The organism is Helicobacter saguini, assembly GCF_000762875.2.
GTDB classification, from domain to species: Bacteria; Campylobacterota; Campylobacteria; order Campylobacterales; family Helicobacteraceae; genus Helicobacter_A; species Helicobacter_A saguini.
The window spans coordinates 57,623-80,261 of the sequence record NZ_JRMP02000002.1 but is presented as its reverse complement, the minus strand read 5'-3'; the positions used below and the strand labels follow the sequence as shown (position 1 = coordinate 80,261).

Here is a 22,639-nt window from a genome sequence, read left to right as displayed (position 1 = left end):
TTTCACACCTTATAATTATTAGAAACCCTGTAAAGCACCGCAACACTTGTAACAAGTGCCAGAATCTGCGAGATAGGATACGCCATAATAGCCCCATCAAAGCCAAGCAAACGCGCCATCAAAGGCAGTAAAATCACAATAAAAATCAATGTGTAACTCATCGTAACAATAAAACTTGCCAAAGCGCGTTGCAAACTTTGCAAATACAAGGCAATAATTAAGTTTATCCCCAAAAATATAAAACCAAAAAAATACACGCTCATAGCCGCCGCTGACTGCGTTTTAAGGCTCATATCTTTTAGAAATGCCGCTGCGATATACTCGCTAAAAATAAAAAAGATTCCATAAAGTGCGATAGAAATAAGCAATTCCGCCACGATATAAAAACGCAAAATAGCCCTTAAACGCGTAAAATTTCGCATACCATAGTTGAAACTTGCAATAGGCTGAATGCTCTCGGCTAAAGCAAGTAAAATCGTAAAATAATTAAACCCCGCATACAAAATCGCGCTATAAATGGCAAGGGCGGATTCACCCCCGATGCCTTTGAGCGTGGCGTTATAAAGCCACATCACAAAGCCCACACTTGCCTCACTACTCGCATAGGGAATGCCAAGTTTAGCCGAGCGAAAAATAAGCCGCCAACTAAAAGTGCGAGTAAAGCACAAATCGCCCTTTTTAGTTAGCAAAGTGCTTTTAGATTCTAAAAAATTACACAATCTAGTGCCAAAAAAAGTCGCAATTTTCACGCGAATTTCACTAGGAATATAATGAATTACCAGCACCAAGCTGCCGATAATATGCCCTAAAATCGTAGCCCACGCACTCCCAACAATGCCAAACTCAAACACAAATAAAAACAAATAATTCAAAATCACATTGCACGCCGCGCCCAAAAACATCGCAAACATCGCAAATCGCGGACGCTTATCATTCACCACGCAAATATCTAAAATCGGGTGCATAATAATGCCAAAAAGCCCGACACATACGCCTTTTAGATACTCGATTGCCATTGCTTTGACTTCGCTACTTAGATTTTTGACAAGCAGCTCAACAAGGCTATCGGCGTTAAAGTAGCAAAGGATTCCAAGAACAAGTGAAAATGGGAAAAGCAGGTAGCAAATGCTGCTAAAAATGCGACACGCAAGCTCTTTTTTGCCCTTAGCCAAGTAGTAGCTTATAAGACTTGCACCACCTAGTGCGAACATGAGCGCAAATGCCATAAGCGTGGGAAATATGGGCCAAGTCGCCACGATTGCCTTCATCGCGTCATCGCCTAGCTTTATGCTAACAAAGATTCCATCCACGGTGGAGTAACTAGCCATCGCCAGCATCGCAAAAAGCATGGGCAAAAAGTAGTTTAAAAATAGCTTAAAAATGCTGTCCGTGCTTAGGTTTATCGTGGCTTTAGATTCTATATTTTCTTTAGAATCTAGGCTAGAATCTTTTTTTAAATCTATGTTATATTTAGAATCTTGCGACTTAGATTCTATAGTAGAATTTGTATTATTAGATTCCATATTCACTTTAATTTCACCCTTAAAAATTATCAAAAATGTAATTTTATAGAATCTTTGTTGTGAAAAGAGAATATTTCACAATATTTCATTGTATTTCTAGTAACAATTTATATATTCTAAATTACCAAACTTTTATTCATAATAGTTATGATATTTTGAAGTTTAGAATTTTCTAAATTATGGAAGTATAGAAAGGAAAATGCTCCTTGAAAAACTAGCATATTTTTGCCATCTAAAAAGGGCGTGTGTGTGGCTTTTGCAAGATTGCAAAAAGGCGTTAAAGCGTCTTTAGAATACATTAAATCAAAGGCAAGTTTTGCGTTTTTAAATAAAGATTCTAACATATTAGAATCTAGTGGCAAAAGCCCTTGCACTCCGCTACTTGTGGCATTTACGATAATATCAAATGCGTTTTGCGATACCCATTTAGAATCTATTTTATCAAAAGTGATAGTGTTACAAAATTTCTCAAAATGTTTGAGTTTTTCGTGGCTACGATTTGCGATTGTAAAGGGGATATTGTGGTGGGATAAAATCGTGGCGATACTTTTAGCGCTCCCACCAGCCCCGAGTATTAGGACGTTTTTATTGTTAGATTCTATGGAATCTTTTTTTGAATCTTGCAAGTTAGATTCTATAAATTTATTAGAATCTTTAGAATCTTGCGACTTAGATTCTATAGAATCTTCGCCCTTAGATTCTATAAAATCAAGTTTAGAATCTCCATTCAATATAGAATCTACACAGGAGTAAAAGCCGAAAGCATCGGTATTATAGCCCTTTAAAATTTCTTTTCCTTTAGAATCTAAAAGCCGCACAATCGTATTTACTGCGCCGATTTTCTGGGCTAAAGTATCGATAGAATCTAGCGTCCCAAGCGCGATTTCTTTAAAAGGAAGCGTAACATTTAGCCCAAAAATATCGCTACTAAAAATAAAATCTTTTAAAAATTTAGCATCAATTTCGCGTGGCAGCAAGATTTTGGCATAAAACGCATTTAGATTCAGTGCATTTATCGCGGCGTTTTGAATCTGTGGCGAGAGAGAATGCTTGATAGGATTGCCTATTACAGCGTATAGTTTTTTTTTATTTGTTGTGATATTAGATTCCATACTTTTCCTTTACAATAGCTTAAAAACGCAAAAATTTACGAAAAATTATAGCTTATATGATAGAATCTAGCGAAATTTTAAGGAGAAAATATGAAATTTTTGGCGAAATTCATTGCGATTTTTAGCATTTTTGCGTGCGTTTTAAAGGCTGGGGCGGGGTTTGAGAGCGAGAGCTATCTTATTTGGATAAAGTCGTTTTGCCCTGTGGCTAGCACGACTTGCACGAATGTCGAGTATCATCAAACTGAGAAAAGTAGCGGTAAAAGCGTGGTTGTAAAGGGCGGTGAGCCTATTGTTGGCACGCTTTCTGGCAATCTTATCGGCTACAAATTTTATGATAAAAAAAATAACTTTGTGTATGAGCTGTCAATGGATTTGAATGGCGCATATACGCTATTTGTGCGAGCTTATGATGGCAAAGTAATCGGCAGGAGCTTTAAGCAAGAAAAAATCAACCCTTTAAAAGAGGAAACTTATAATAAAAAAATCGCTAAGATTAAGAAGTAGATTCTATAAAAAGTTAGGAAATTCATAATAAAGGAGAAATATGCCAGATTCTAATTTAGTGCTGAATTTAGAAAACTTAGAGAGCGTGACGCACGCATTTGCTAGGAAGTATATCGCGCCATTTACCAAAGAAGTCGATAGCAAGGGCGAGTTTCCGCGAGAGGCTTATGATGCGATGCGGCGGCTGAAATTCCTTGCGTTATTCGTGCCAAAGGAGTATGGCGGCTTGGGCGGGGGGATGCGAGATTATGTTACTATTTGTTACATTTTTGCGCAGTATTGCCCTACGACTGCCCTGTGCTACACGATGCATAGCGGTGGGACGCTCGCTATTGCGAAGTTTGGGACAGATTCTATGAAGGCTGAGTTGCTCCCAAAAATCGCAAATGGTGAGATTGTGATTGCCCTTGCGTATCGTGAGAGTGGGTCGCATTTTGGCATTGATATGACAGAGAAGCCAGAGAGCAAAAATGGCGTCCCGGGCGTGATTTTAAGCGGTCGTAAAAGCTTTGTGACTAGCAGCAATTACGCTGATTTTTTCCTTACATATACAAATTCGCACGATGTCAAAGGTGGGCGAAATAACTGGCTTGTGAGTGCAAAAACGCCCGGTCTAAGCGTTGAAAGTAGCACGTGGGACGGCTTAGGAATGCGTGGGAATAACTCCGCGCCGATTGTGTATAATGATGTGTGGGTTGATTCGCGTTATCGAATAGGTAGTGATGGCGAGGGTGGGACGCAGACGGATTTTACGATGATTTATGGAATCTTGGGCTTTGCTGGGGTGTATAGTGGCTTGGGACGTGCGGCGTTTGAGTGCATTTTGTCGCACTGCAAAAATCGCAAGTATGACGATGGTAGCAGCATTGCGGATGTCGAGCTGGTGCGGCTTGAGCTGGCTGATATTTACACAAAGGTGGCAAGCCAGCACGCACTGACTTTTAATGCGGTGGATGCGTATGAGCGAAGTGATGTGAATGCCTTGCGGCTGGCGTTTGCGGCGCGACTTAATGCCACGCAAAATGTGCTTGAGATTTGTGGCTTGTCAATGAAGCTAGGTGGGGGAATCGCATATAGCAAGCACTTGCCTTTGGAGCGATATTTACGCGATAGCTACGCATCTTTGGCTATGTCGCCTACGCCTGATATACTTAAAAAATGGCTTGGGGAAGACATTGTGAAGTAGGATAGCATTCTTGATTCTATTAAATCTTAACAATTAAAATATAGAATCTAATTCTTGTGTATGCGAAGTGAAGTTATAGAATCTAAAATTTTTCAAGGGAATATGTTGCGATATTTTGTATTATTTATGTTTATTTTTATGTTGGTAGGATGTGCGCCAGAGAGTAAATATCGCGGCGGGGCTGGGAGCTTTAAAAGCTATGAGGGCTTAAGCGACTACAATAATAATGCGGTGAAATACAAAAGCGAATACGCACAAGGTGGGCAAAGTAGCTTTGATACGCCATTAGTGGAAAACTCAAGTGTAGGGCAAAGTGGTGGCTGGGGCGGTTCAAGCGGCACTTCTAAAAGTGGCACTAAAGGCACGTCCAAAGGTGTTACAAAAAGTAGCAAGGATAAAGATTCTAAAACTTATGAGCCGCCGGTGGCTGGTAGCGGGCATTTCACGCCAACAGAGAGCCTAATGGGCGGTATGCGCGATAGCGAGGCGATACAGCGCGCCACGATGAAGCCCTACACCGTGCGTGGCAAGACCTACACGCCGCATCCTGTGAAGGTCGGCGATACTTTTGATGGCATTGCGAGTTGGTATGGTCCTGATTTTCACGCGAAGGCGACAAGTAATGGCGAGACCTACAATATGCACGCCCACACCGCCGCGCACAAGACGCTGCCGATGAATACGATTGTGCGTGTGTTTAGCAAGGATACGGGCAAAAGCACGGTGGTGCGGATAAATGACAGGGGTCCGTTTGTGGAGGGGCGCATTATTGATTTATCAAATGTCGCGGCGCACGATATTGCGATGGTTAGCAAGGGTGTGGCGAATGTGCGGCTTGAGGTCGTGGGATTTGGCGGGGATTTGGCTAGTAATAAGGGCGAGGATGCGCGTGATTCTAATAATTTGAGTAGGGATTCTAAGGCGGAATCTAAGGGAAGTGAAAGTGTGAAAACTATACAAGATTCTAAACAGAATATAGAATCTAAACCAAGCAAAACGACTAAAAAATCGCAAGATTCTATAGAATCTAAAGTGACTGAAACGCCCAAAACTACGCAAGATTCTAAAGATTCTATGGATTCTAAAAAGCCAGAATCTAAAGTGGAATCTAAGCCATTTACGCCAAAAGATTCTAAAGTGGAAGTGATAGAAACTACAGATTCTATAGAATCTAAAGCGGGTGAAACCACGCAAACACCGCAAGATTCTAAACCTAGTGAAATCTCCAAAGATTCTATAGAATCTAAAATGCCGCCAAAAGATTCTAAGAGTGAAGATTCTATATTTGAGGAGGAGTTGCTAAATGAGGAGCTAGATTCTAAAGGGAATGTGAAAGAGCCAAGCAAGGACACCAAAGAGGCTAAAAAGCCGCTTGAAAACGAGGTCACAAAAGAGCTAGAATCTATCAATAAAGAGCTTAAGGAAAACTTAAGCAAAGATATAGGAAATGCGAATAAAGACCTAGATAACGCCCTAGATAAGCTAAAAGATTTGACAAATGATATAGAATCTAAGAGCCAAGATTCTAAAGCTGTGCCGCAAGATTCTAAAGATTCTAAAATCGAGCCAAAAAATATAGAATCTAAATCACAAAATATAGAATCTAAAAAGGGCAATTTTATGATTTCGCTAAACGCATTTAGCAGCGAGCAAAACGCAAATAAATTTTTGCAAGAAATATCTAAAAACCCCGATTACAGCGACTATCAAGCCGACATTGTAATAACTGATAAGGGCTTATATCGCGTAGCACTTCGCGGCTTTAAAACTTATGATGAAGCCAAAGCCTTTATTGAAACCCACGCCATCAAAGGCCACATTGTAAAAGAGTAATCTTAAAAGATTCCAAAACGGAGAAAAAAATGAAAAAAATTTTATGTATTATAGGGTTTAGCATTGTTGCGATTTGTGGGATTTTCTTTTATTTGCAAGGCAAGGAAAAGGCGACTTATAGCATAGATTCCAAACTTTTAGATTCTAAAGGCGAGAGTAAAATAAATAAAATCATCGTGCATAAGGGCAAACGCGAGCTTAGTGTGTATCAAAATGACACGCTTTTAAAGACTTATAAAATCGCGCTCGGACGAAATCCTGTGGGGCATAAGCAATTTGAGGGTGATAAGAAAACGCCTGAGGGCGAGTATTTTATCGATTCTAAAAATCCAAATAGCAAGTTTTATATGAATCTTGGCATTAGCTATCCAAATGCGAAAGATAGAGCTTACGCGGCTTCGCAAGGTAAGAGTGCTGGTGGGGATATTAAAATCCATGGGCTACCAAATGGCTTTAATGGGCTGCGTGAGCTTTTTGCTAGCTATGGCGACTGGACTGATGGCTGTATCGCGCTATTTGACGCGGATATGTATGAGCTTTATCACGCGGTGCCACTGAAAACTAAGATTATTATTTTGCCCTAAGAGATTGTATAAATTAGCTCTCTTTTTCTTAAATTAACAAGGAATAATAAATTGAAAATTCTAACTAGCAATTTTATAAAATATCTATTTGTCGGTGGCTCTGCTGCCTTAGTGAATTGGGCTGTATTTTTTATTTTTAATGATATTTTAAAATTTCATTACTTATTTGCTGGATTTTTGAGTTTTATTATTGCAACTTTATGGAATTTCATTTTTGCGAAAAAATTTATTTTTATAAATTCTAAACATACACTATTTAAGGAAACTTTTTTTATTTATTTAGCTAGTTTTCTTGGGTTATTGATTGATATGAGTATGCTTTATGTTTGTGTGCAATTTTTTTTAATGCCACCACTTTTAGGTAAGATTCTAGCCACTGGTTTAGCTTTTATCTTTAATTTTAGTATTCGCCATTTTGTGATTTATAAATTAAGCTAGAATTTATTTTGTGTTAAGTGTTAGAAAATATTGTAGAATCTAATTAATTTAACCATTAATTCTTTTGGTTAATAACACTACACAAAGGTAAAAAATGATACTCCAAACCCTATATATCATCGCGATTGTTTCAGAATCTATCACAGGCACGCTTGCGGCTGGGCGGCATAAGATGGACCTTTTTGGCGTGCTTTTGATTGCGCTTGTAACGGCAATTGGCGGTGGGACAATCCGCGATATTGTGCTAAATATGCACCCGATGACTTGGGTAAAGCACCCTGAATATGTGCTGATGCTTTGCTTTTGCTCTATGCTAACCACCAAGATTCCATACTTTTTTGCTTCGCTCTCGCGACTTTTTTTGATGCTGGATGCCATTGGGCTGATTGCCTTTAGCATTATTGGCGTAAATAAGGCGATTGAGCATGAGTTTGGCTTTATTGTGTGTGTGATTTCTGGCGTGATTACGGGGATTTCTGGGGGGATTGCGCGCGATATTTTGTGTAATAAAATTCCGCTTGTGTTTCAAAAAGAGCTTTATGCGAGCGTGTCGATTGTGGCGTGTGTGCTGTATTATTGTTTGTATTTTTATACGCCTTTGAATGCCGATGTCAGCGTGATTTTGACGCTTATTTTTGGCTTTTCTTTTCGCATGATTGCGGTGAAATTTAAGCTAAGTTTGCCTGTGTTTATTTATGAGGATTCTAAGAAAGATATTGATAAAGATTCTAAAAAGTAGATTCTAAAACTATTTAAAATGTTGATATTTTTTTTAGCCAAGATTCTAGAATCTATTTTGCTTTGCTTTTGGCGCTACCTTTTTTAGTAGCGTTTTTAGAATCTGTTACTTTTGTAATGACCTTTTCATCCTTTATATCAAAAAATATTTCGCTTTTTTCATGCACTTCATTATTCAAAATAAGGTCGCTGATTTTATCTTCGATTATTCGTTGCACGGCGCGTTTCAAAGGGCGCGCTCCATATATAGAATCAAAGCCGATATTTGAGATATAATCTTTAATCTCTTCACTTAGTCTCAAAGTGATATGCCTATCTTTTAGCTTTTCTTGCACATTATTTATCAAAATGTCAATAATTGTGCGAATATCCTTAATGCTAAGCGGATTAAAGATAATTTTATCATCCAAGCGATTTAAAAACTCTGGGCGGAAAAAGCCCTTAAGCGCGTTATTTATCGCCTCTTCTCTCTCATTATCACTCATATCTTGCAAGATAAATTCGCTTCCTATATTACTTGTCAAAATGATAATTGTATTTTTAAAATCAATCGTCATTCCCTTATTATCAGTCAATCGCCCATCATCTAGAATCTGCAGCAGCACATTAAAGACTTTAGGGTGCGCCTTTTCTACTTCATCAAAAAGCACCACGCTATAAGGCTTCCGCCGCACCGCTTCAGTTAAGATTCCACCCTCTTCATAGCCAACATAGCCAGGGGCTGCACCTGTTAGCTTTGTCGCGTCAATTTCTTGCATATATTCGCTCATATCAAGGCGAATCAATTCTTTTTCACTATCAAATAAAAATTTTGCTAGCGCCTTAGCACTCTGCGTTTTGCCTACGCCACTACTACCTAAAAATAGAAAAGAAGCAATCGGGCGATTTGCATCATTCAATCCTGCCTTATTTCGCTTTATAGCCCTTGCAATAGATTCTATAGCGACATCTTGCCCTATCACGCTTTTTTTCAAATTCTCCTCAATTTGCAAAATCTTTTGCTTTTCGCTCTCTAGCATTTTGCCAACAGGGATTTGCGTCCAACGTGACACGACTTCAGCAATGCTCTCTTTACTAACCGAGTGCCGCAATAACGACCCCGCCTTTTGTATATCATCCCACTTAGATTCTAACTCTTTGAGTTTAGATTCTAAACTTGGAATCTTTGCATTTTGAATCTCAGCAGCCTTATTATAATCGCCGCTGCGTTTGGATAAATCTAGCTCGCGTTTCATAGAATCTATCTCGCTTTTAGTCTCGGCAATGTCCTTAAATACGCCCTTTTCATTTTCAAAAACCGCTTGGAGTTGTGCTAGATTCTCACGTTTATCGGCTAGTTCTTTTTCGATTTCTTTTAGCCGCTCTGTGTTTTCTTCGCTTTTTTCAAGATTTAATGCCGCTTTTTCTACTTCTAGCGTTTGCAATTCTCGCTCAGCTTTCAATATCTGCTTTGGCTTAGATTCTATTTGCATTTTTAGTTCTGCTGCTGCTTCATCAATTAAGTCGATTGCCTTATCTGGCAAATATCGATTTGTGATATAGCGGCTTGAAAGTTTCACGCTCTCCACAAGTGCGCCATCAGTGATACTAACATTATGGTGCGTCTCAAGGCTCTCTTTTATCCCACGCATAATTTGCAGTGCCTCATTTTGGCTTGGCTCATTCACACTTATAGGTTGAAAACGTCGTGCCAAAGCGGCATCTTTTTCAAAATATTTGCGATATTCTTTAAGCGTTGTCGCACCGATTGTTCGCAATTCGCCCCTTGCAAGGGCTGGTTTTAAGATATTTGCCGCATCCATCCCACCTTCACTAGCCCCCGCACCAACTATTGTGTGAATCTCATCGATAAATAAAATCACATCATTATTTTTCTTAACCTCATCCACAACAGCTTTCAGTCGCTCCTCAAAATCGCCCCGATACTTCGCCCCAGCCATAAGTGCGGTCATATCAAGTGCGACAACCCTTTTACTTTGCAGGCTAAAGGGGACTTCACCTTTGGCAATTTTTATAGCCAAGCCCTCCACCACCGCAGTTTTCCCCACGCCTGGCTCACCCAAAAGTATAGGATTGTTTTTTGTTTTTCTAATTAGAATCTGCATCATTCGCTCAATTTCTTCATTGCGACCGATAACGGGATTTAGCGAGTTTTCCTTAGCTAATTTTGTCAAATCAATGCCATATTTACTCAAAGTTTCTAGCATATCATCGCTACTTTGAGAATCTATTTTTGCACCCTTTCGCATATTTTTTAACGTATTTAGCAATTCTAGCTTGTCAATATTCTTAAGATAGTCTTTAAAATAAGAATCAAGATTGCTCCTTATATAACTATCCAAGCCGATGTAGCTATCGCCCTCCGTAGTCGCAAGGGCAAGGGCGTTTTGCAACGCATTATGCGTATCCTTTGAAATGCTCATATTTTCAGCATTTGTATTGCTAGTCTTTGGCAACTTTTCAATAGAATCTGTTAGCGTGGCTATGAGTGCGTTTATATTCTCATTATCTTTTTCTAAGGCTTGATACATAAGATTATTAGAATCTGCCACCATTGCAAGTAGCGTGTGTAGCGGCTCAATCTCTGGATTTTTATGCCTTATGGCAAACTGGGCTGCATTATTTAGAATCTCTCGCATTTGATTTGTCAATTTATCAAAAATACTGCTTTGGCTCATCGTCTCTCTCCTTGTGATTCTATGTTTTTAGAATCTTAATGTTATTTTACAAACGAAATCTTAACATATTTTTTAGCAAAATGGTAAATAAACTGCTAAATTTATAGTAATAATATAAAATAATATTAGTCTAATGCTATAAACTTTTATTAGTTAGATTCTATAAATATTTAGATTCTAAGAAGATTCTATAATGCAATGGAGCTAATCTTAAGGTTTTGTTTATATAATGTTAATTATTTCAAACAAAGGCTAAATCTTGGAAAATGAAGCATTTGAGATTCTAAAAAATTATAGCAATTTAGAGAGTTTTGGCTATCTTATTTTATTTTTGTATTGTATGGGCGGCGGGTATGTGGCGATTATCTCCGCTGGCGTGCTGGCGGCTATGGGGAAGCTTGATTTGAGTGTGAGTATCATTTTGGCTATCGTTGGGAATGTGCTTGGAAGCTCGATGTTTGCACTGCTCGCGCGTTTTCAACGCAAAGATATTGCCAAAATGCTACGAAAACATCGCCGCAAAATCGCGTATTTGCAGGTGATGATTCGTCGATATGATTGGCTATTATTTTTGGTTAGCAAATTTATCCATGGGGCGCGCACGTTCGTGCCTTTGGCGGTTGGCATTAGCGCGTATAATATGGTGAAATTTTTGGTGATAAATGCCGTGGGTGCAGTGCTTTGGGGCGTCTCGCTTGGGCTTTTGGGCTATTATGCCAGCGGCTTTTTCCTTGAAATCATAAAAGTGTTACTAAAATACCCATATTTCGCCCCACTCGTCTTTATCGGCATCGTAATCCTCATCGCATTTTACATGTATATCAAAAAACGTCTAAAACATAATGTGTTTTTGCAGAATCTAAAGAATAAAAATGAGTGAAATATAGAATCTAGATTCTATACATTTGTAGTTGTAGTTGATAATATTGTTTTTTAAATTAGACTCTCAAAAAAGGTGCGGTTGGCGCTCGAGTCAAATTTGCGAATGGAGAGTTTATCAAGGGCTAGTTCGATTGCATTTAGCACAAATGATATTTCATGTAATGGAATGTAGCCCATGTGATTTATGCGAAAGATTCTATCTTTAAGCCTATCTTGTCCGCCGGCTAGGTTGATTTTAAAGTCATTCTTTAGAATCTTAGCGACATCTTTTGCATACTCTGCTATAACTACACTCATACTATTTGAGGGAGTTTTGGGATATATTTTTAGTCCTAAGGACTCAAGGGATTTGCGTGTAGCGGTAGCAACTTTTGCAGTATAATGATAAATATCATCCATATTAAAGCCTGTTGATTCTAACATATCAAAATACGCCTTAAGCCCGATAATTATGCTAGTTGGCGCAGTGTAGGCGGTTGTATTTTTGCGTTGATTTTTTAGCTCTTTTCCTAGATTAAAATAGTATCCGCACGAGTTAGATTCTATATGTTTTACAGAATAAGAGCTTAAGCCTAAAATGGCTAAGCCGGGGGGCAACATAAATGCCTTTTGGCTGCCGCCTATTAGCACATCAATGTGGCTTACATCTAGCCTTTCTACGCCCATCGCGGTTATGGCGTCCGCTATGACAAAAGTGTGCGGGGAACGTTCTTTCAGCGCCTTTGCGATTTCTTTATATGGATGGCTCAAACCGCCTGCAGATTCACATATTTGAAAGCATACGCATTCCACATTAGAATCTAGATTCTGTAATATAGAATCTACACTCACAGGCGTATCCCATTCATTGATAATCTCGACTACTTCGCGTCCTAAAGCCCGTCCTATTGCTCCAAATCGCTCGCCAAATTTCCCACTATTTATGGTTAGAATCTTTTTTGTAGAAAAGTTAGCAATAGCCGCTTCCATTGCCCCTGTGCCGCTACTTGCTAGCATTAGCACTTCTGGCATTTCTAGCATTTTTAGCAGTCTAGCTCTTGCAGTGCTAAAAATAGATTCAAACTCGGGGGTTCTGTGATGAAGCGTAGGAATTGCCATCGCATTACGAATAAACTCAGGGCTAGGTGTAGGTCCGGGTGTGAAAAGTAGCGGTGTGGTAATGATTTTTGTGTGTTTAGATTCCATAAATTTCCTTTAAAATGTAAAGTTTTGTAAAAAAATGTAAAAATATTTTGCAAGTATAGCAAAAAATAATGCGTGAGTTAAGCAAATTATAGTATCCTTGCGTATAACAAACTTTAAGATTCTATCTTTTAGGTTGTAAATTTAATTTAAGGAATTAAACATGAGTATTGGAATATTTGTTGGAAGTGATAACGGGACTACAACTGAGGTGTGCGAAAAGCTAGCAAGTAAGCTAGGGGACGCAAAGCTAATTGATGTGGCAAGTGCGAAGCCTAGCGATATTGCAGGATACGACAAGATTATTTTGGCGAGTAGCACTTGGGGTGATGGCGAGTTGCAAAGTGACTGGGATAGCTTCGCGGATGCATTGAAGGGCGATAATGTGAGCTTTGCAGGGAAAACCGTGGCACTTTTAGCACTAGGCGATGCGGATAGCTATAGCGAGACATTTTGCGATGCGTTGTATCATTTGAAAAATATCGCAAAGGACGCTAAAATCGTAGGTGAGACTAGCACTAGCGGATATGAGTTTGATAGCTCAAAGGGCGCTAAGGATGGGAAGTTTTTTGGCTTGGCAATTGATGAGGTAAATCAGGATGATAAGACTGAAGACCGACTAGACGCTTGGGCTAAACAGCTTAAAAGCGAAGGGTTTTAGTTAGAAACTTCTTTTAGATTCTAATTTTATAATTTTATGTGCTTATAAATTATGGTTTTTGTAAGTGCTTAAGATTTTTTGTTATGTTACTTTCATTTAATTTTGTTTAAGCTTTAAGATTAGCTAGATTCTATAGAATCTAACTTATATAATAACAATACAAACAATAGCTAAAATATAGTGAAAATCTTTACAGATTGTCCTACAAATATGTTTTTTGACAATCTAGATTCTATAATTTGTATGATTACATCTTATAGCGGAGTTCTAGGTAGTAGGTGCGACCTGGGGCTGGGTAGTATAGTTGGTCTGTGTAGCCTGTGATTGTGCCACCTCGTCCTATTATGCCTTGTATTTCTGTTAGTAGGTTATATTCGGTATCAAAAAGATTGCGAATGCCCCCGCTAAGAGTAAAATTTGAAATATTATACACTAAGCCTAAATCGGTTAGATTATAGCCATTTTGCCTTTGATAAGTTGTGCCTTGTGCGTTAGTAAGTGGCATAGTTTGAGAGCCATAAAAAATCGTATTTACAAATAGATTTAACTTTTGATTACCAAAGTCAAAAATATCAAAGCTAAAGCCTAAAAATACCTTATAATTTGGCACGAATGGAATCTCATTTCCCGCATTTTCGCCACGTTGAATCTGCGAATACACATAGCTAAAGCTTTGATTTAAATGCAGCCAGCTAAAAAAGTCTTCTTTTGCATTGATTTCAAAGCCTAGACGCCCTGTCATAGCGTAGTTTGAATATCTCCAGCCATTCGCACTCATAAAGCCACCTGTGATAAAAATCTCATCGTAGGTTTGCGTATAATACACCGCACCACTTAAAAATATAGAATCTAAAAGATAATCTTTTGCGCCGATTTCAAATGTATCATAAGTTTCAGGCTTTACACCGCTATCGCTATATACGCGATTTGTACTTGAGCCTACTCCATTTGTTAGCTCTGATGGAGATGGCGAGATGTAGCCACGTTCATATTTTATGTATGCGTTTCCTGTGTCGCTGTAATTAAAGCTAGGCATAATTTCGATTGCAAAGTTTGTATAATTGCTAGTTGGATTTTGTATCGTGGTGACAGGTCCATTTGGCTGTGCTACAGGCAAAAGTTTTTGATATGAACGTCTATAAAGTTGATAAATCGTGTTTTCGATTCTAAGTCCAAAAGATGTATCAAGCCATGAAGTCCAAGTATTGCGATTTAGGGCAAAAAGTGCGTTTGAAAATTTCGTAGGATTATTTGTAATATCAATGATTAAAGGCATAGCGGAAGTGTTTTGATAACTTCTCCTACTCCCATTCGCCCACATAAACTCATATCCGCCGATTAGCTGCCCTTTAAAAAAGTTATAATCCCATTTCGCCTTTGTATTTAGCCCAGCCTTATTATCAAAAAAATGCCCTTGTGTGCCAACTAGCGTATTATTATCATAAGTGTAATATGCGGTAGCGTCAAATACTAAATTTTCTAATATTTTGTAATTATAATTCAAACTTATCAAAGTGGCGATTTTCATAATGTTATTTTGTGAATCTCCTTGCTTATATTGACGGCGATTAGCTTTTAGCTCATCGGCTGTAAGCCCATTAGCTAGTCTAAACCAGTCTTGATAAAAGTTGAAATTAAGGCTCAAACTCTGCTTTTCACTCAAATCATAAGTGATATTACTAGCCAAGTTATACCCACGATTAAACTCGCCCTCTCTAAAGCCATGCTTGTCATAATACCCAGCAGACGCGGTAATGAAAAGATTCTGCCCTGCTTTAAAACCGCCATTTACCGATACATAAGGGCTAAGACCATAATAATCATTCGCACTTTTTAAGCCATTAAAGCCAGTGCCGATAATTGCGTTAAAATAAGGCGTCTGCGATGCGCGTTTTGTAATAAAATTTACCACGCCACCACGCGTGCCATTACCATAAAGCACCGCGCCACCACCTGGGATAATCTCGATTTGCTCGATATTATTCACATCAATCGTATCAATGGGCGTGCGATTGTAGGCAAAGGGGCTATCAATAAGATTAAGTGTGACGCCATTTTGCAGGATTTTTACCGCACGCGGACTTGCTGCGCCTTGCCCACGCATATCGATATTTGGCGAGTTAAAGCCATTGTAGGTGAAAGTGATTTGCGTATTTTGCAAGGCATCGACTACGCTTGTGTAGCCTTTATCTTGGATGTCGCTGTTTTCGATTATTTGGACATTTCGCTGCTCTTGTATGAGCGTGGTTTGGAAGCCTGTGGCGGTGGTAACGACTTTGTTAAGGCGGTTTGTTTTGGTGGCTGGTATGCTTTCGTGTGGGTCGCTGTTGTTATACGGGGGGGGGGGGGTGATAGCTATATTTTCTGTGCTATCTGTGGCGTCCGCTAGTTTTATAATGTTAGATTCTGTGTTTGTAGAATCTTTGTTGTTAGATTCTATATGTTGTGTAGAATCTAAGTTTTTAGAATCTAATCTAGCTAGTGTTATAGAATCTATTTTATCCGTCATGTTTTTATCCGTCATGTTGAGCAATAGCGAAACATCTAGATTTTTTCTATTAGATTCTAATGTTTTTATAGAATCTTTGTTGTTAGATTCTATGTGTTGTGTAGAATCTATTTTTGTAGATTCTATGCGTTGTTTGGAATCTAAGTTTGCAAGTTTTATAGAATCTAGCCTTTTAGATTCTATATTTTGTTTAGAATCTCTAGATTCTATACTTCCACTCGCACCTAAACCCATTCCATTTAGTAGCACAAAAGCTACACTAATACTAACATATTTTCTCATAAGTTATCCTTTTTGTAATTTTAGATTCTATATTTATTTTAGATTTTATAAAATCTCGTCATTTTAGCTTTAGCAATACATCTATGCTTTTATAAAGGAGAATTTTGCTCCACTTAAAATAACACATTTATAGTCTAGATTCTATTCACTTCTTTAAAAGGGTGGTGAGTGGGCGTTAGGTTTATAAATTTATTTAAATTTATATTTTAAATCTATTCTAAGCCCTGCCACCCCTTAAGGTAAAAAATATTTTATAGAATCTAGATTCTAAAAACCTTTATCTTTAAAATCTTTCATAATGCAACTTAGATTCTATAAATTTTATAGACAATATTCTAAAATGCAATATTTAAAATATTAATAGAATAAATATCATTTTATCTTATCAAAGGTTAATTTTTCCTTAAAAAATAAAAATTAGATTCTATAATTTCTAATTTTTTCTTACAAAAAGTAACATACCATTATAATATATAAGAATTGTTATTGAAATTTAAAAGAAATTATATTTATTTTGAAAAAGTTTTATTAGCTTTGTATTAGATAAATCTCACACATATTTTTTATAATCCTGCATTTTGCTTAAGAATTGCTTAATGCGAAGTTGTTTAGAATCTAAAATCCTAGAATCTTCTTTGTTAGAATCTTGCAAATTAATTTCCGCATTATTAGATTCCAAAAAGCTAGATTCTAAGCCAAAAAACTCCCTTGGCGGCGAAATTTGCAAGATTTCGCCCGCGTCCATAAATACGATTTTATCCGCTATTGCGCGGGCGAAATTTAGCTCGTGCGTTACGATTAGCATCGTCTTGCCCTTGATTTCGCGGATTGTCTCTAGCACTTCGCTTACGAGTTCTGGGTCTAGCGCGCTTGTTGGCTCATCAAATAGCATTATGGGAAGATTTAGTGCCAAAGCGCGTGCGATGCCGACACGCTGGGCTTGTCCGCCGCTTAACTCATGTGTGTAGCTTAAAGCTCTGCTAGCCATTCCTACCTTTTCTAACGCCGCAAATGCCGCACTTTCAGCCGCTTTAGAATCCATTTTCTGCACGACTTTTAAGGCTTCAGTTACATTTTGCAAACAATTCTTATTAATAAAAAGATTATGACTTTGAAATACCATCGCACTTTTTCGCCTTAGATTCAAAGCTTCAAATTTAGTAAATTTTGCGTAATTTAGTTTCATATTTTCTAATTTAATTGTTCCACTTTGTGGCGTCTCAAGGAGATTTATAGTTCGCAACAGACTGCTTTTCCCAGCCCCGCTAGGACCGATAATCGCGATAATCTCGCCACGTCCAACATCCAAATTGATATTTTTTAGAATCTGCTTTTTGCCAAAACTCATATTCAAATCGCGAATTTCTATCATTTTGCCCTACTTCTAAAGATTTCTAGTCGCTTTTCAAAACGCGAAAAAATAAACTCTAGCCCCACGCATATCACCCAATAAAGCAATGCAGCCATTAAATAGACTTCTAAAAATTTCGAGCTAGCCCCAGATTCCATATCTGCAGCGCCCATCAAATCGCCAACGGTTATTATTGATACAAGCGAAGTATTTTTGAGTTGCATTATGAAAAAATTAAGCAAATTAGGAAGCGTTATCATAAAAGCCTGAGGTAAAATAATTCGCCAAAGTGCCTGTGTATAGGTCATCCCAACCGAATACGCCGCTTCAAGCTGCCCCTTATCAACACTCAAAAGTGCAGCGCGCGTAATCTCGCTAAGATAGCTACTCGCATACAAAGAAAAAATAAAAAGTGCGTAATATAGGGCGTCAATCTCATTAAGATAATCGCTATCAAAACCCAAAGTCCTTAGCATAATGGGAATGCCATAATAAAACATAAAAAGCTGCACAAGTAGCGGTGTGCCACGCAAAAAGGAGACATAAAATGTCGCAATTTGACAAAGCACAGGCACTTTATAAATGCGAATTAAGGCAATAAAAAAGCCCAAAATCCCGCCCACAACAAACGAAAAAATGGTAATAAAAAATGTAATAGGAATAGCAGGCAAAAGTTTAATAAAAACACTCAAAAAATACTGCGTATCAAACATTTTTTTCCTTTGATTCTGTAACTTTTATGATAAAAAACTATGAATTTACTAATCAACTCAAATCAAAAATTCAATTTATAGAATCTAGATTCTAGCATTTAAATATAAAGAATATAGATATTGAGATACTAAAATATTTTTTATTTAAGTGGAGCTTAGACAAAGCAGAATGAAAATAAATTATGTTTAAAATCTCACACGCTTTTTTTATTAAAAATGGGGGTTAGGTCGGTTGGTTGCAAAGTGTTAGATTCAAAAAAAGTGATGATAGAATCTCGCAAGGCGTGATAGTTGCGCTCCGTATTTACAAAGTCTTTATAGCTACTTGCATTCGGGACGCCCTTAGCATACGCGTGCAGATTCTTGCGAAACATCACCACGCCACGTTCGCCATAAAACTCAAACATAGAATCTAAATGACTTAGCACCAAGTCGCGTTTTAACTCAAAAGGCAGTGCCGAAGTATTGTTACGAATCTGCCAAAAAATCCAAGGCGACTTTAGCGCCGCACGCCCTATCATCGCCCCCGCAGCCCCAGTGCGACTCATCACCGCATTAAAAGATTCCAAAGAGCTAATCTCACCATTGACAATTAGCGGCACGTGCAGCCTTTCACGCATTAGTGCCACACTATCATAATCAATTTTTTCTTTTTTATAAGCATCCATTTTTGTGCGCGCATGCACGACCGCGTAATCTACGCCGCTTTCATTAATCGCATCCGCCAACTCTAGCGGGATTTTTTTATCATATCCTAGCCGCACTTTCACGCTATAAATCTTTTTAATTCCAGCCTTGCGAATGTTTTTTAGAATCTGCGTAAGTCGTGGCAAATCCTTTAATAAAGCACTGCCATTGCCGTGATTTGCGACCTTTGGGGCTGGACATCCGCAGTTAAAATCAATAATATCCACCCACGCAAAATCATTAATTTTCTCAACCGCTTTTTGCAAGATAGAATCTTTACTCCCAGCAATCTGGAGCGCGAATGGAATCTCATTAGGCGACTTCAGCGTCATAAGATTTGTTTTTTTATTTTCATACACGAGTGCGTGAGAGCTAATCATCTCGCTAACGGTAATATCCACGCCAAAAGTTTTCACCACTTTACGAAAGGGCAAATCGCTATACCCAGCCAAAGGAGCTAGCATTAAAAGTGGCTGTGGCAGGGGGTTTTGACCCTTACTTGCCTTAAAATTTTGCAGGTGAAAAGAAAGCAAATCTGCGTTATTATAAATCGTATTATAAGTCATTTTTTAGCCTTTTGCGTGTTTAGATTCTATGATTTTATAAAATATTATTATCGCTAGAACAAGGAATGCTAAAAGAACTATAATCTTTTGTGGAGATTAAATTCGATGTAACAATTATTTAAGTAATACTATACGATATTTTGAAGTATCGATTACATAAACATTTTATAAAATCTAGATTGTCACGCCTTTTGCCACGCAAAAGTCTCGCAATGACAAAACCACGCCTTAAGATTCTATAGAATCTATGCTTTATCTTTTATGCCTAGCTCTTTTATGGTTTTTACATAGGTTTCATATCGCGTTTTTTTAAGATATTTTAGTAGCGATTTTCTATCACTTACAAGCTTTAAAAGCCCAAGACGCCCTGAGTGGTCTTTAGGATTATTTCGCAAATGCTCTGTTAGCTTATTTATCCTAGCACTAAGCAGTGCGATTTGCACCTCACTTGAGCCTGTATCCTTGCTATCACGCGCAAATTTCGCAATGATTTCACTTTTATTCGCCAATTCCGTAGCCATAATAGCCTCCTAAATGGTATTAAAAATCAAAAATAAGCTTGAATTTTAACATAATTTTGTTTTATTTTTGCTAAAATTCAAAGTTTATTTATAAAATATCAAAGAAAGATTCTATGGAATCTAGATTCTAAAGGTGTAAAAGGCTTTTAAAAAATATCCTAAACGCCCACCCACCGCCCTTTATTGTGGATAAATTATAGAATCTAGATTCTAAAAATCGTGGTAGGTGGCTTTAGCCTAAAAACAACAGCCAAAAGCCCACCCACCGCCCTATTAAAACCAAAGGACAAACCAAAAAAATGGCAGCAACCGAGCAGAAAAATAGCATTTTACAAAAGGCTTTCCCTTTCCTAAAACTCGTAGGAAAGTCCAAAGACTTGGCTGTTGTCGTATTTATTATTGCCATTTTGGCGGTTATCATTATTCCGCTTCCTAGCTGGGCGTTGGACTTCCTTTTAACGATTTCAATGGCACTATCCATTCTCATTATTCTAATCGCGCTATACATTAATAAGCCTATGGACTTTTCAACTTTCCCTACATTGTTACTATTTGTAACGGCGTTTCGACTTGCCCTAAATGTCGCTACCACGCGTATGATTCTAAGCGAAGGGAGTAGCGGGGCAGGGCATGTTAGCAAGATTGTCGAAGCCTTTGGGCAATTTGTCGCTGGGGGCAATTATGTCATCGGCGTTATCATTTTCACCATATTAGTGATAGTGAATCTATTAGTAATCACAAATGGTTCAACACGTGTAACAGAAGTGCGTGCGCGTTTCGCACTAGATGCGATGCCTGGAAAGCAAATGGCAATTGATGCCGACTTAAACGCAGGGCTAATCGATGAAAAAGAAGCCAAATCACGCCGCGAGCTACTAAGCCAAGAAGCCGACTTTTATGGCGCAATGGATGGTGCGAGTAAATTCGTAAAGGGTGACGCCATCGCTGCTATCATCATTACGATTGTAAATATCGTGGGTGGCTTTGCAATAGGCGTTTTCCAAGATGGTATGGATATGACGAGCGCGGCTAAAACCTTTACGATTTTAACTATCGGCGATGGGATTGTAAGCCAGATTCCAGCGTTGATTGTCGCGACTGCCACAGGTATCGTGGCTACAAGGACTACGCGTGGCGAAGAGGAGAATTTTGCAAATAGCCTTGTAAAACAGCTTACAGATAAGTCTAAAACGCTTGTAATTGTAGGCTTTGTGCTATTTATTTTTGCCCTTGCTCCTAGTTTCCCAGCTGCGCCTTTAATGCTTGTCGCCCTTACATTTTGGCTAGCCGCATGGCTAATAAATCGCGATAATAAAGATTCTATACTTACAAGTATCACAAATCTTTTTGCACCCAAAAAGGCAAAAGCAAAAAAAGATTCTAAAGGTGGTGTAACGCCTAGTGGTGCGGCAGGGAGCACAGGTGCGTTACCGCAACAACAAGCCGCTAAAAAGCCCCCCAAAACGCAAGAAGAGATTAAAAAAGAAGAGGAAAAAGCGATAAATGAAGTCTTAAAAGTAGAATTTTTGGAGCTACATTTAGGCTATAACTTAATTCGCCTTGCAGCAGTAGACCAAGGTGGCGACTTGCTGGAGCGAGTGCGTGGTATCCGCAAAAAAATCGCCCGTGATTATGGCTTTTTAATGCCACAAATTAGAATGACAGATGACCCAGGAATAGGACCTACGACTTATCAATTCTTTTTAAAAGGCATTGAAATCGGTAGTGGCGAGGTTATGCCAGATAAGTTTTTAGCGATGAATATGGGAATGGTAGGAAAGCCCATCGATGGTATTCCCACAAAAGAGCCGGCATTTGGGCTTGATGCGATTTGGATTGATGCGAATTTGAAAGAGGATGCGATTATTCAGGGCTACACGGTTATTGACCCTAGCACCGTGATTGCTACGCACATGAGCGAGCTTGTGAAAGAATATGCGGAGGAATTTATCACAAAAGATGAGGTTAAAAAGCTTATGGATAGGCTTGAGGGCGAGTATCCAGAGGCTATTGCAGAGGCTAAGAAAGTGCCTACCAGCCTTATTCGCAAGGTGCTACAGAATCTACTGCATGAAGGCGTGCCAATTAAGGATATGCTAACGATTTTAGAGACTATTACAGATGTCGCGCCTATGGTGCAAAATGATGAATCTATCGTTACAGAGCAAGTTCGTGCGCATCTTTCACGCGTTATTACTAGCACGTTTAAAAGCGAGGATGGGACGTTAAAGCTTGTAAATATCTCAATGGATACTGAAACGCACCTGCTAAATAAGGTAAAAGAGCATAATGGCGCGATTTTGCTACTAAATCCAAATGAAATGCAAAAGCTAATTAGCGCTATAGAGCAAGAGTGCGTGCGTGTGGTGCAGCGAAATATCTCGCCTGTGATTTTTGTAGTCGACCCAAAACTGCGAAAGCCGCTATATAGCCGCATAGAGCAATTTAAGCTAGATTCTGTCGCTGGTAAAGGTGGCAATGGTATCGTAGTGCTAAGCAACGCGGAAATCGACCCAAATGTCACATTTGAAATTGTCGGCACCTTACAAGTGGATTTCCAAAACTAGATTCTAAGATTTATAGAATCTAGAATAAAATTTGCTTTTAGATTCTGTCAAATAGATTCTATAAAATTAGATACTACAAAGTTAGATTCTATAATTTAGATTCTATAAAAGTGTGCAAA

The 22,639-nt window shown here is 38.4% G+C and carries 18 protein-coding genes and 1 pseudogene; 10 read left to right on the top strand and 9 right to left on the bottom strand.

The window, feature by feature from the left end; all coding sequences use genetic code 11:
• Positions 1-2: 2 nt before the first annotated feature.
• Positions 3-1,523, bottom strand: coding sequence for an MATE family efflux transporter (locus tag LS64_RS01480; RefSeq protein WP_202391508.1), 1,521 nt, complete (start codon positions 1,521-1,523; stop codon positions 3-5).
• A gap of 116 nt (positions 1,524-1,639) precedes the next feature.
• Positions 1,640-2,635, bottom strand: coding sequence for a shikimate dehydrogenase (locus LS64_RS12270; protein ID WP_034571323.1), 996 nt, complete (start codon positions 2,633-2,635; stop codon positions 1,640-1,642).
• 90 nt (positions 2,636-2,725) lie between these two features.
• Here LS64_RS12270 and LS64_RS01470 point away from each other — a divergent pair, with 90 nt between their 5' ends.
• The 7 genes and pseudogenes from LS64_RS01470 (at position 2,726) to LS64_RS01445 (ending at position 7,922) form a co-directional block, all read left to right on the top strand.
• Positions 2,726-3,142: a hypothetical protein gene (locus tag LS64_RS01470; protein WP_034571320.1), complete on the top strand. Its 417-nt coding sequence runs from the start codon at positions 2,726-2,728 to the stop codon at positions 3,140-3,142.
• 40 nt (positions 3,143-3,182) lie between these two features.
• On the top strand, positions 3,183-4,328 hold the full coding sequence (locus LS64_RS01465) for an acyl-CoA dehydrogenase family protein (RefSeq protein WP_034571317.1): 1,146 nt from the start codon (positions 3,183-3,185) through the stop codon (positions 4,326-4,328).
• A 288-nt stretch (positions 4,329-4,616) separates the two neighbouring features.
• Positions 4,617-5,270, top strand: a pseudogene (locus LS64_RS13000) (septal ring lytic transglycosylase RlpA family protein); the annotation flags it as partial.
• 132 nt (positions 5,271-5,402) lie between these two features.
• Complete coding sequence (locus tag LS64_RS13755) at positions 5,403-6,161, top strand: SPOR domain-containing protein (protein ID WP_337190731.1); 759 nt, start codon at positions 5,403-5,405, stop codon at positions 6,159-6,161.
• Between the two features lie 29 nt (positions 6,162-6,190).
• On the top strand, positions 6,191-6,745 hold the full coding sequence (locus tag LS64_RS01455) for a L,D-transpeptidase family protein (protein WP_034571045.1): 555 nt from the start codon (positions 6,191-6,193) through the stop codon (positions 6,743-6,745).
• Between the two features lie 51 nt (positions 6,746-6,796).
• Complete coding sequence (locus tag LS64_RS01450) at positions 6,797-7,183, top strand: GtrA family protein (protein WP_052062397.1); 387 nt, start codon at positions 6,797-6,799, stop codon at positions 7,181-7,183.
• A 94-nt stretch (positions 7,184-7,277) separates the two neighbouring features.
• Positions 7,278-7,922: a trimeric intracellular cation channel family protein gene (locus tag LS64_RS01445; protein WP_034571048.1), complete on the top strand. Its 645-nt coding sequence runs from the start codon at positions 7,278-7,280 to the stop codon at positions 7,920-7,922.
• A 52-nt stretch (positions 7,923-7,974) separates the two neighbouring features.
• On the opposite strand, the gene LS64_RS01440 is transcribed toward LS64_RS01445, so the two are convergent.
• Entirely contained in the window at positions 7,975-10,599 is a 2,625-nt protein-coding gene (locus tag LS64_RS01440; protein ID WP_052062398.1) for an ATP-dependent Clp protease ATP-binding subunit, read from the bottom strand.
• A gap of 259 nt (positions 10,600-10,858) precedes the next feature.
• On the opposite strand from LS64_RS01440, the gene LS64_RS01435 reads away from it, so the two are divergent.
• A complete protein-coding gene (locus LS64_RS01435; RefSeq protein WP_052062399.1) occupies positions 10,859-11,479 on the top strand; it encodes a DedA family protein in 621 nt (206 codons plus the stop codon).
• Positions 11,480-11,532: 53 nt separating this feature from the next.
• Here LS64_RS01435 and LS64_RS01430 read toward each other — a convergent pair whose 3' ends face one another.
• On the bottom strand, positions 11,533-12,666 hold the full coding sequence (locus tag LS64_RS01430; RefSeq protein WP_052062400.1) for a pyridoxal-phosphate-dependent aminotransferase family protein: 1,134 nt from the start codon (positions 12,664-12,666) through the stop codon (positions 11,533-11,535).
• 160 nt (positions 12,667-12,826) lie between these two features.
• Here LS64_RS01430 and LS64_RS01425 point away from each other — a divergent pair, with 160 nt between their 5' ends.
• Positions 12,827-13,324 carry a flavodoxin gene (locus LS64_RS01425; RefSeq protein WP_034571051.1) on the top strand — a complete coding sequence of 166 codons (498 nt, stop codon included), beginning with the start codon at positions 12,827-12,829 and terminating at the stop codon, positions 13,322-13,324.
• Between the two features lie 247 nt (positions 13,325-13,571).
• On the opposite strand, the gene LS64_RS01420 is transcribed toward LS64_RS01425, so the two are convergent.
• From LS64_RS01420 to rpsO, 5 genes are all read right to left on the bottom strand, one after another.
• Entirely contained in the window at positions 13,572-16,115 is a 2,544-nt protein-coding gene (locus LS64_RS01420; RefSeq protein WP_118988382.1) for a TonB-dependent receptor, read from the bottom strand.
• Between the two features lie 550 nt (positions 16,116-16,665).
• The gene (locus LS64_RS01415) at positions 16,666-17,487 is read right to left on the bottom strand and encodes an amino acid ABC transporter ATP-binding protein (RefSeq protein ID WP_118949245.1); all 822 of its coding nucleotides are present in this window, start codon (positions 17,485-17,487) and stop codon (positions 16,666-16,668) included.
• Positions 17,484-18,179: an amino acid ABC transporter permease gene (locus LS64_RS01410; RefSeq protein WP_034571804.1), complete on the bottom strand. Its 696-nt coding sequence runs from the start codon at positions 18,177-18,179 to the stop codon at positions 17,484-17,486. Before LS64_RS01410 ends, LS64_RS01415 begins: the two co-directional genes overlap by 4 nt.
• 194 nt (positions 18,180-18,373) lie before the next feature.
• Positions 18,374-19,330 carry a tRNA dihydrouridine synthase gene (locus tag LS64_RS01405; RefSeq protein ID WP_034574348.1) on the bottom strand — a complete coding sequence of 319 codons (957 nt, stop codon included), beginning with the start codon at positions 19,328-19,330 and terminating at the stop codon, positions 18,374-18,376.
• A 347-nt stretch (positions 19,331-19,677) separates the two neighbouring features.
• The gene (gene rpsO / locus LS64_RS01400; protein ID WP_034571802.1) at positions 19,678-19,953 is read right to left on the bottom strand and encodes a 30S ribosomal protein S15; all 276 of its coding nucleotides are present in this window, start codon (positions 19,951-19,953) and stop codon (positions 19,678-19,680) included.
• A gap of 299 nt (positions 19,954-20,252) precedes the next feature.
• On the opposite strand from rpsO, the gene flhA reads away from it, so the two are divergent.
• Positions 20,253-22,520, top strand: a complete 2,268-nt coding sequence (flhA, locus tag LS64_RS01395; protein WP_034571800.1) for a flagellar biosynthesis protein FlhA — start codon at positions 20,253-20,255, stop codon at positions 22,518-22,520.
• Positions 22,521-22,639: the final 119 nt, after the last annotated feature.

Coding starts and splice junctions, on each gene's coding strand:
- LS64_RS13755 (WP_337190731.1), top strand. CDS start 5,403: ATGGATTCTAAAAAGCCAGAATCTAAAGTGGAATCTAAGCCATTTACG.
- LS64_RS01420 (WP_118988382.1), bottom strand. CDS start 16,115: ATGAGAAAATATGTTAGTATTAGTGTAGCTTTTGTGCTACTAAATGGA.
- flhA (WP_034571800.1), top strand. CDS start 20,253: ATGGCAGCAACCGAGCAGAAAAATAGCATTTTACAAAAGGCTTTCCCT.
- LS64_RS01455 (WP_034571045.1), top strand. CDS start 6,191: ATGAAAAAAATTTTATGTATTATAGGGTTTAGCATTGTTGCGATTTGT.
- LS64_RS01425 (WP_034571051.1), top strand. CDS start 12,827: ATGAGTATTGGAATATTTGTTGGAAGTGATAACGGGACTACAACTGAG.
- LS64_RS01480 (WP_202391508.1), bottom strand. CDS start 1,523: ATGGAATCTAATAATACAAATTCTACTATAGAATCTAAGTCGCAAGAT.
- LS64_RS01470 (WP_034571320.1), top strand. CDS start 2,726: ATGAAATTTTTGGCGAAATTCATTGCGATTTTTAGCATTTTTGCGTGC.
- LS64_RS01465 (WP_034571317.1), top strand. CDS start 3,183: ATGCCAGATTCTAATTTAGTGCTGAATTTAGAAAACTTAGAGAGCGTG.
- LS64_RS01415 (WP_118949245.1), bottom strand. CDS start 17,487: ATGATAGAAATTCGCGATTTGAATATGAGTTTTGGCAAAAAGCAGATT.
- LS64_RS01440 (WP_052062398.1), bottom strand. CDS start 10,599: ATGAGCCAAAGCAGTATTTTTGATAAATTGACAAATCAAATGCGAGAG.
- LS64_RS01445 (WP_034571048.1), top strand. CDS start 7,278: ATGATACTCCAAACCCTATATATCATCGCGATTGTTTCAGAATCTATC.
- LS64_RS12270 (WP_034571323.1), bottom strand. CDS start 2,635: ATGGAATCTAATATCACAACAAATAAAAAAAAACTATACGCTGTAATA.
- LS64_RS01430 (WP_052062400.1), bottom strand. CDS start 12,666: ATGGAATCTAAACACACAAAAATCATTACCACACCGCTACTTTTCACA.
- LS64_RS01410 (WP_034571804.1), bottom strand. CDS start 18,179: ATGTTTGATACGCAGTATTTTTTGAGTGTTTTTATTAAACTTTTGCCT.
- LS64_RS01405 (WP_034574348.1), bottom strand. CDS start 19,330: ATGCTAGCTCCTTTGGCTGGGTATAGCGATTTGCCCTTTCGTAAAGTG.
- rpsO (WP_034571802.1), bottom strand. CDS start 19,953: ATGGCTACGGAATTGGCGAATAAAAGTGAAATCATTGCGAAATTTGCG.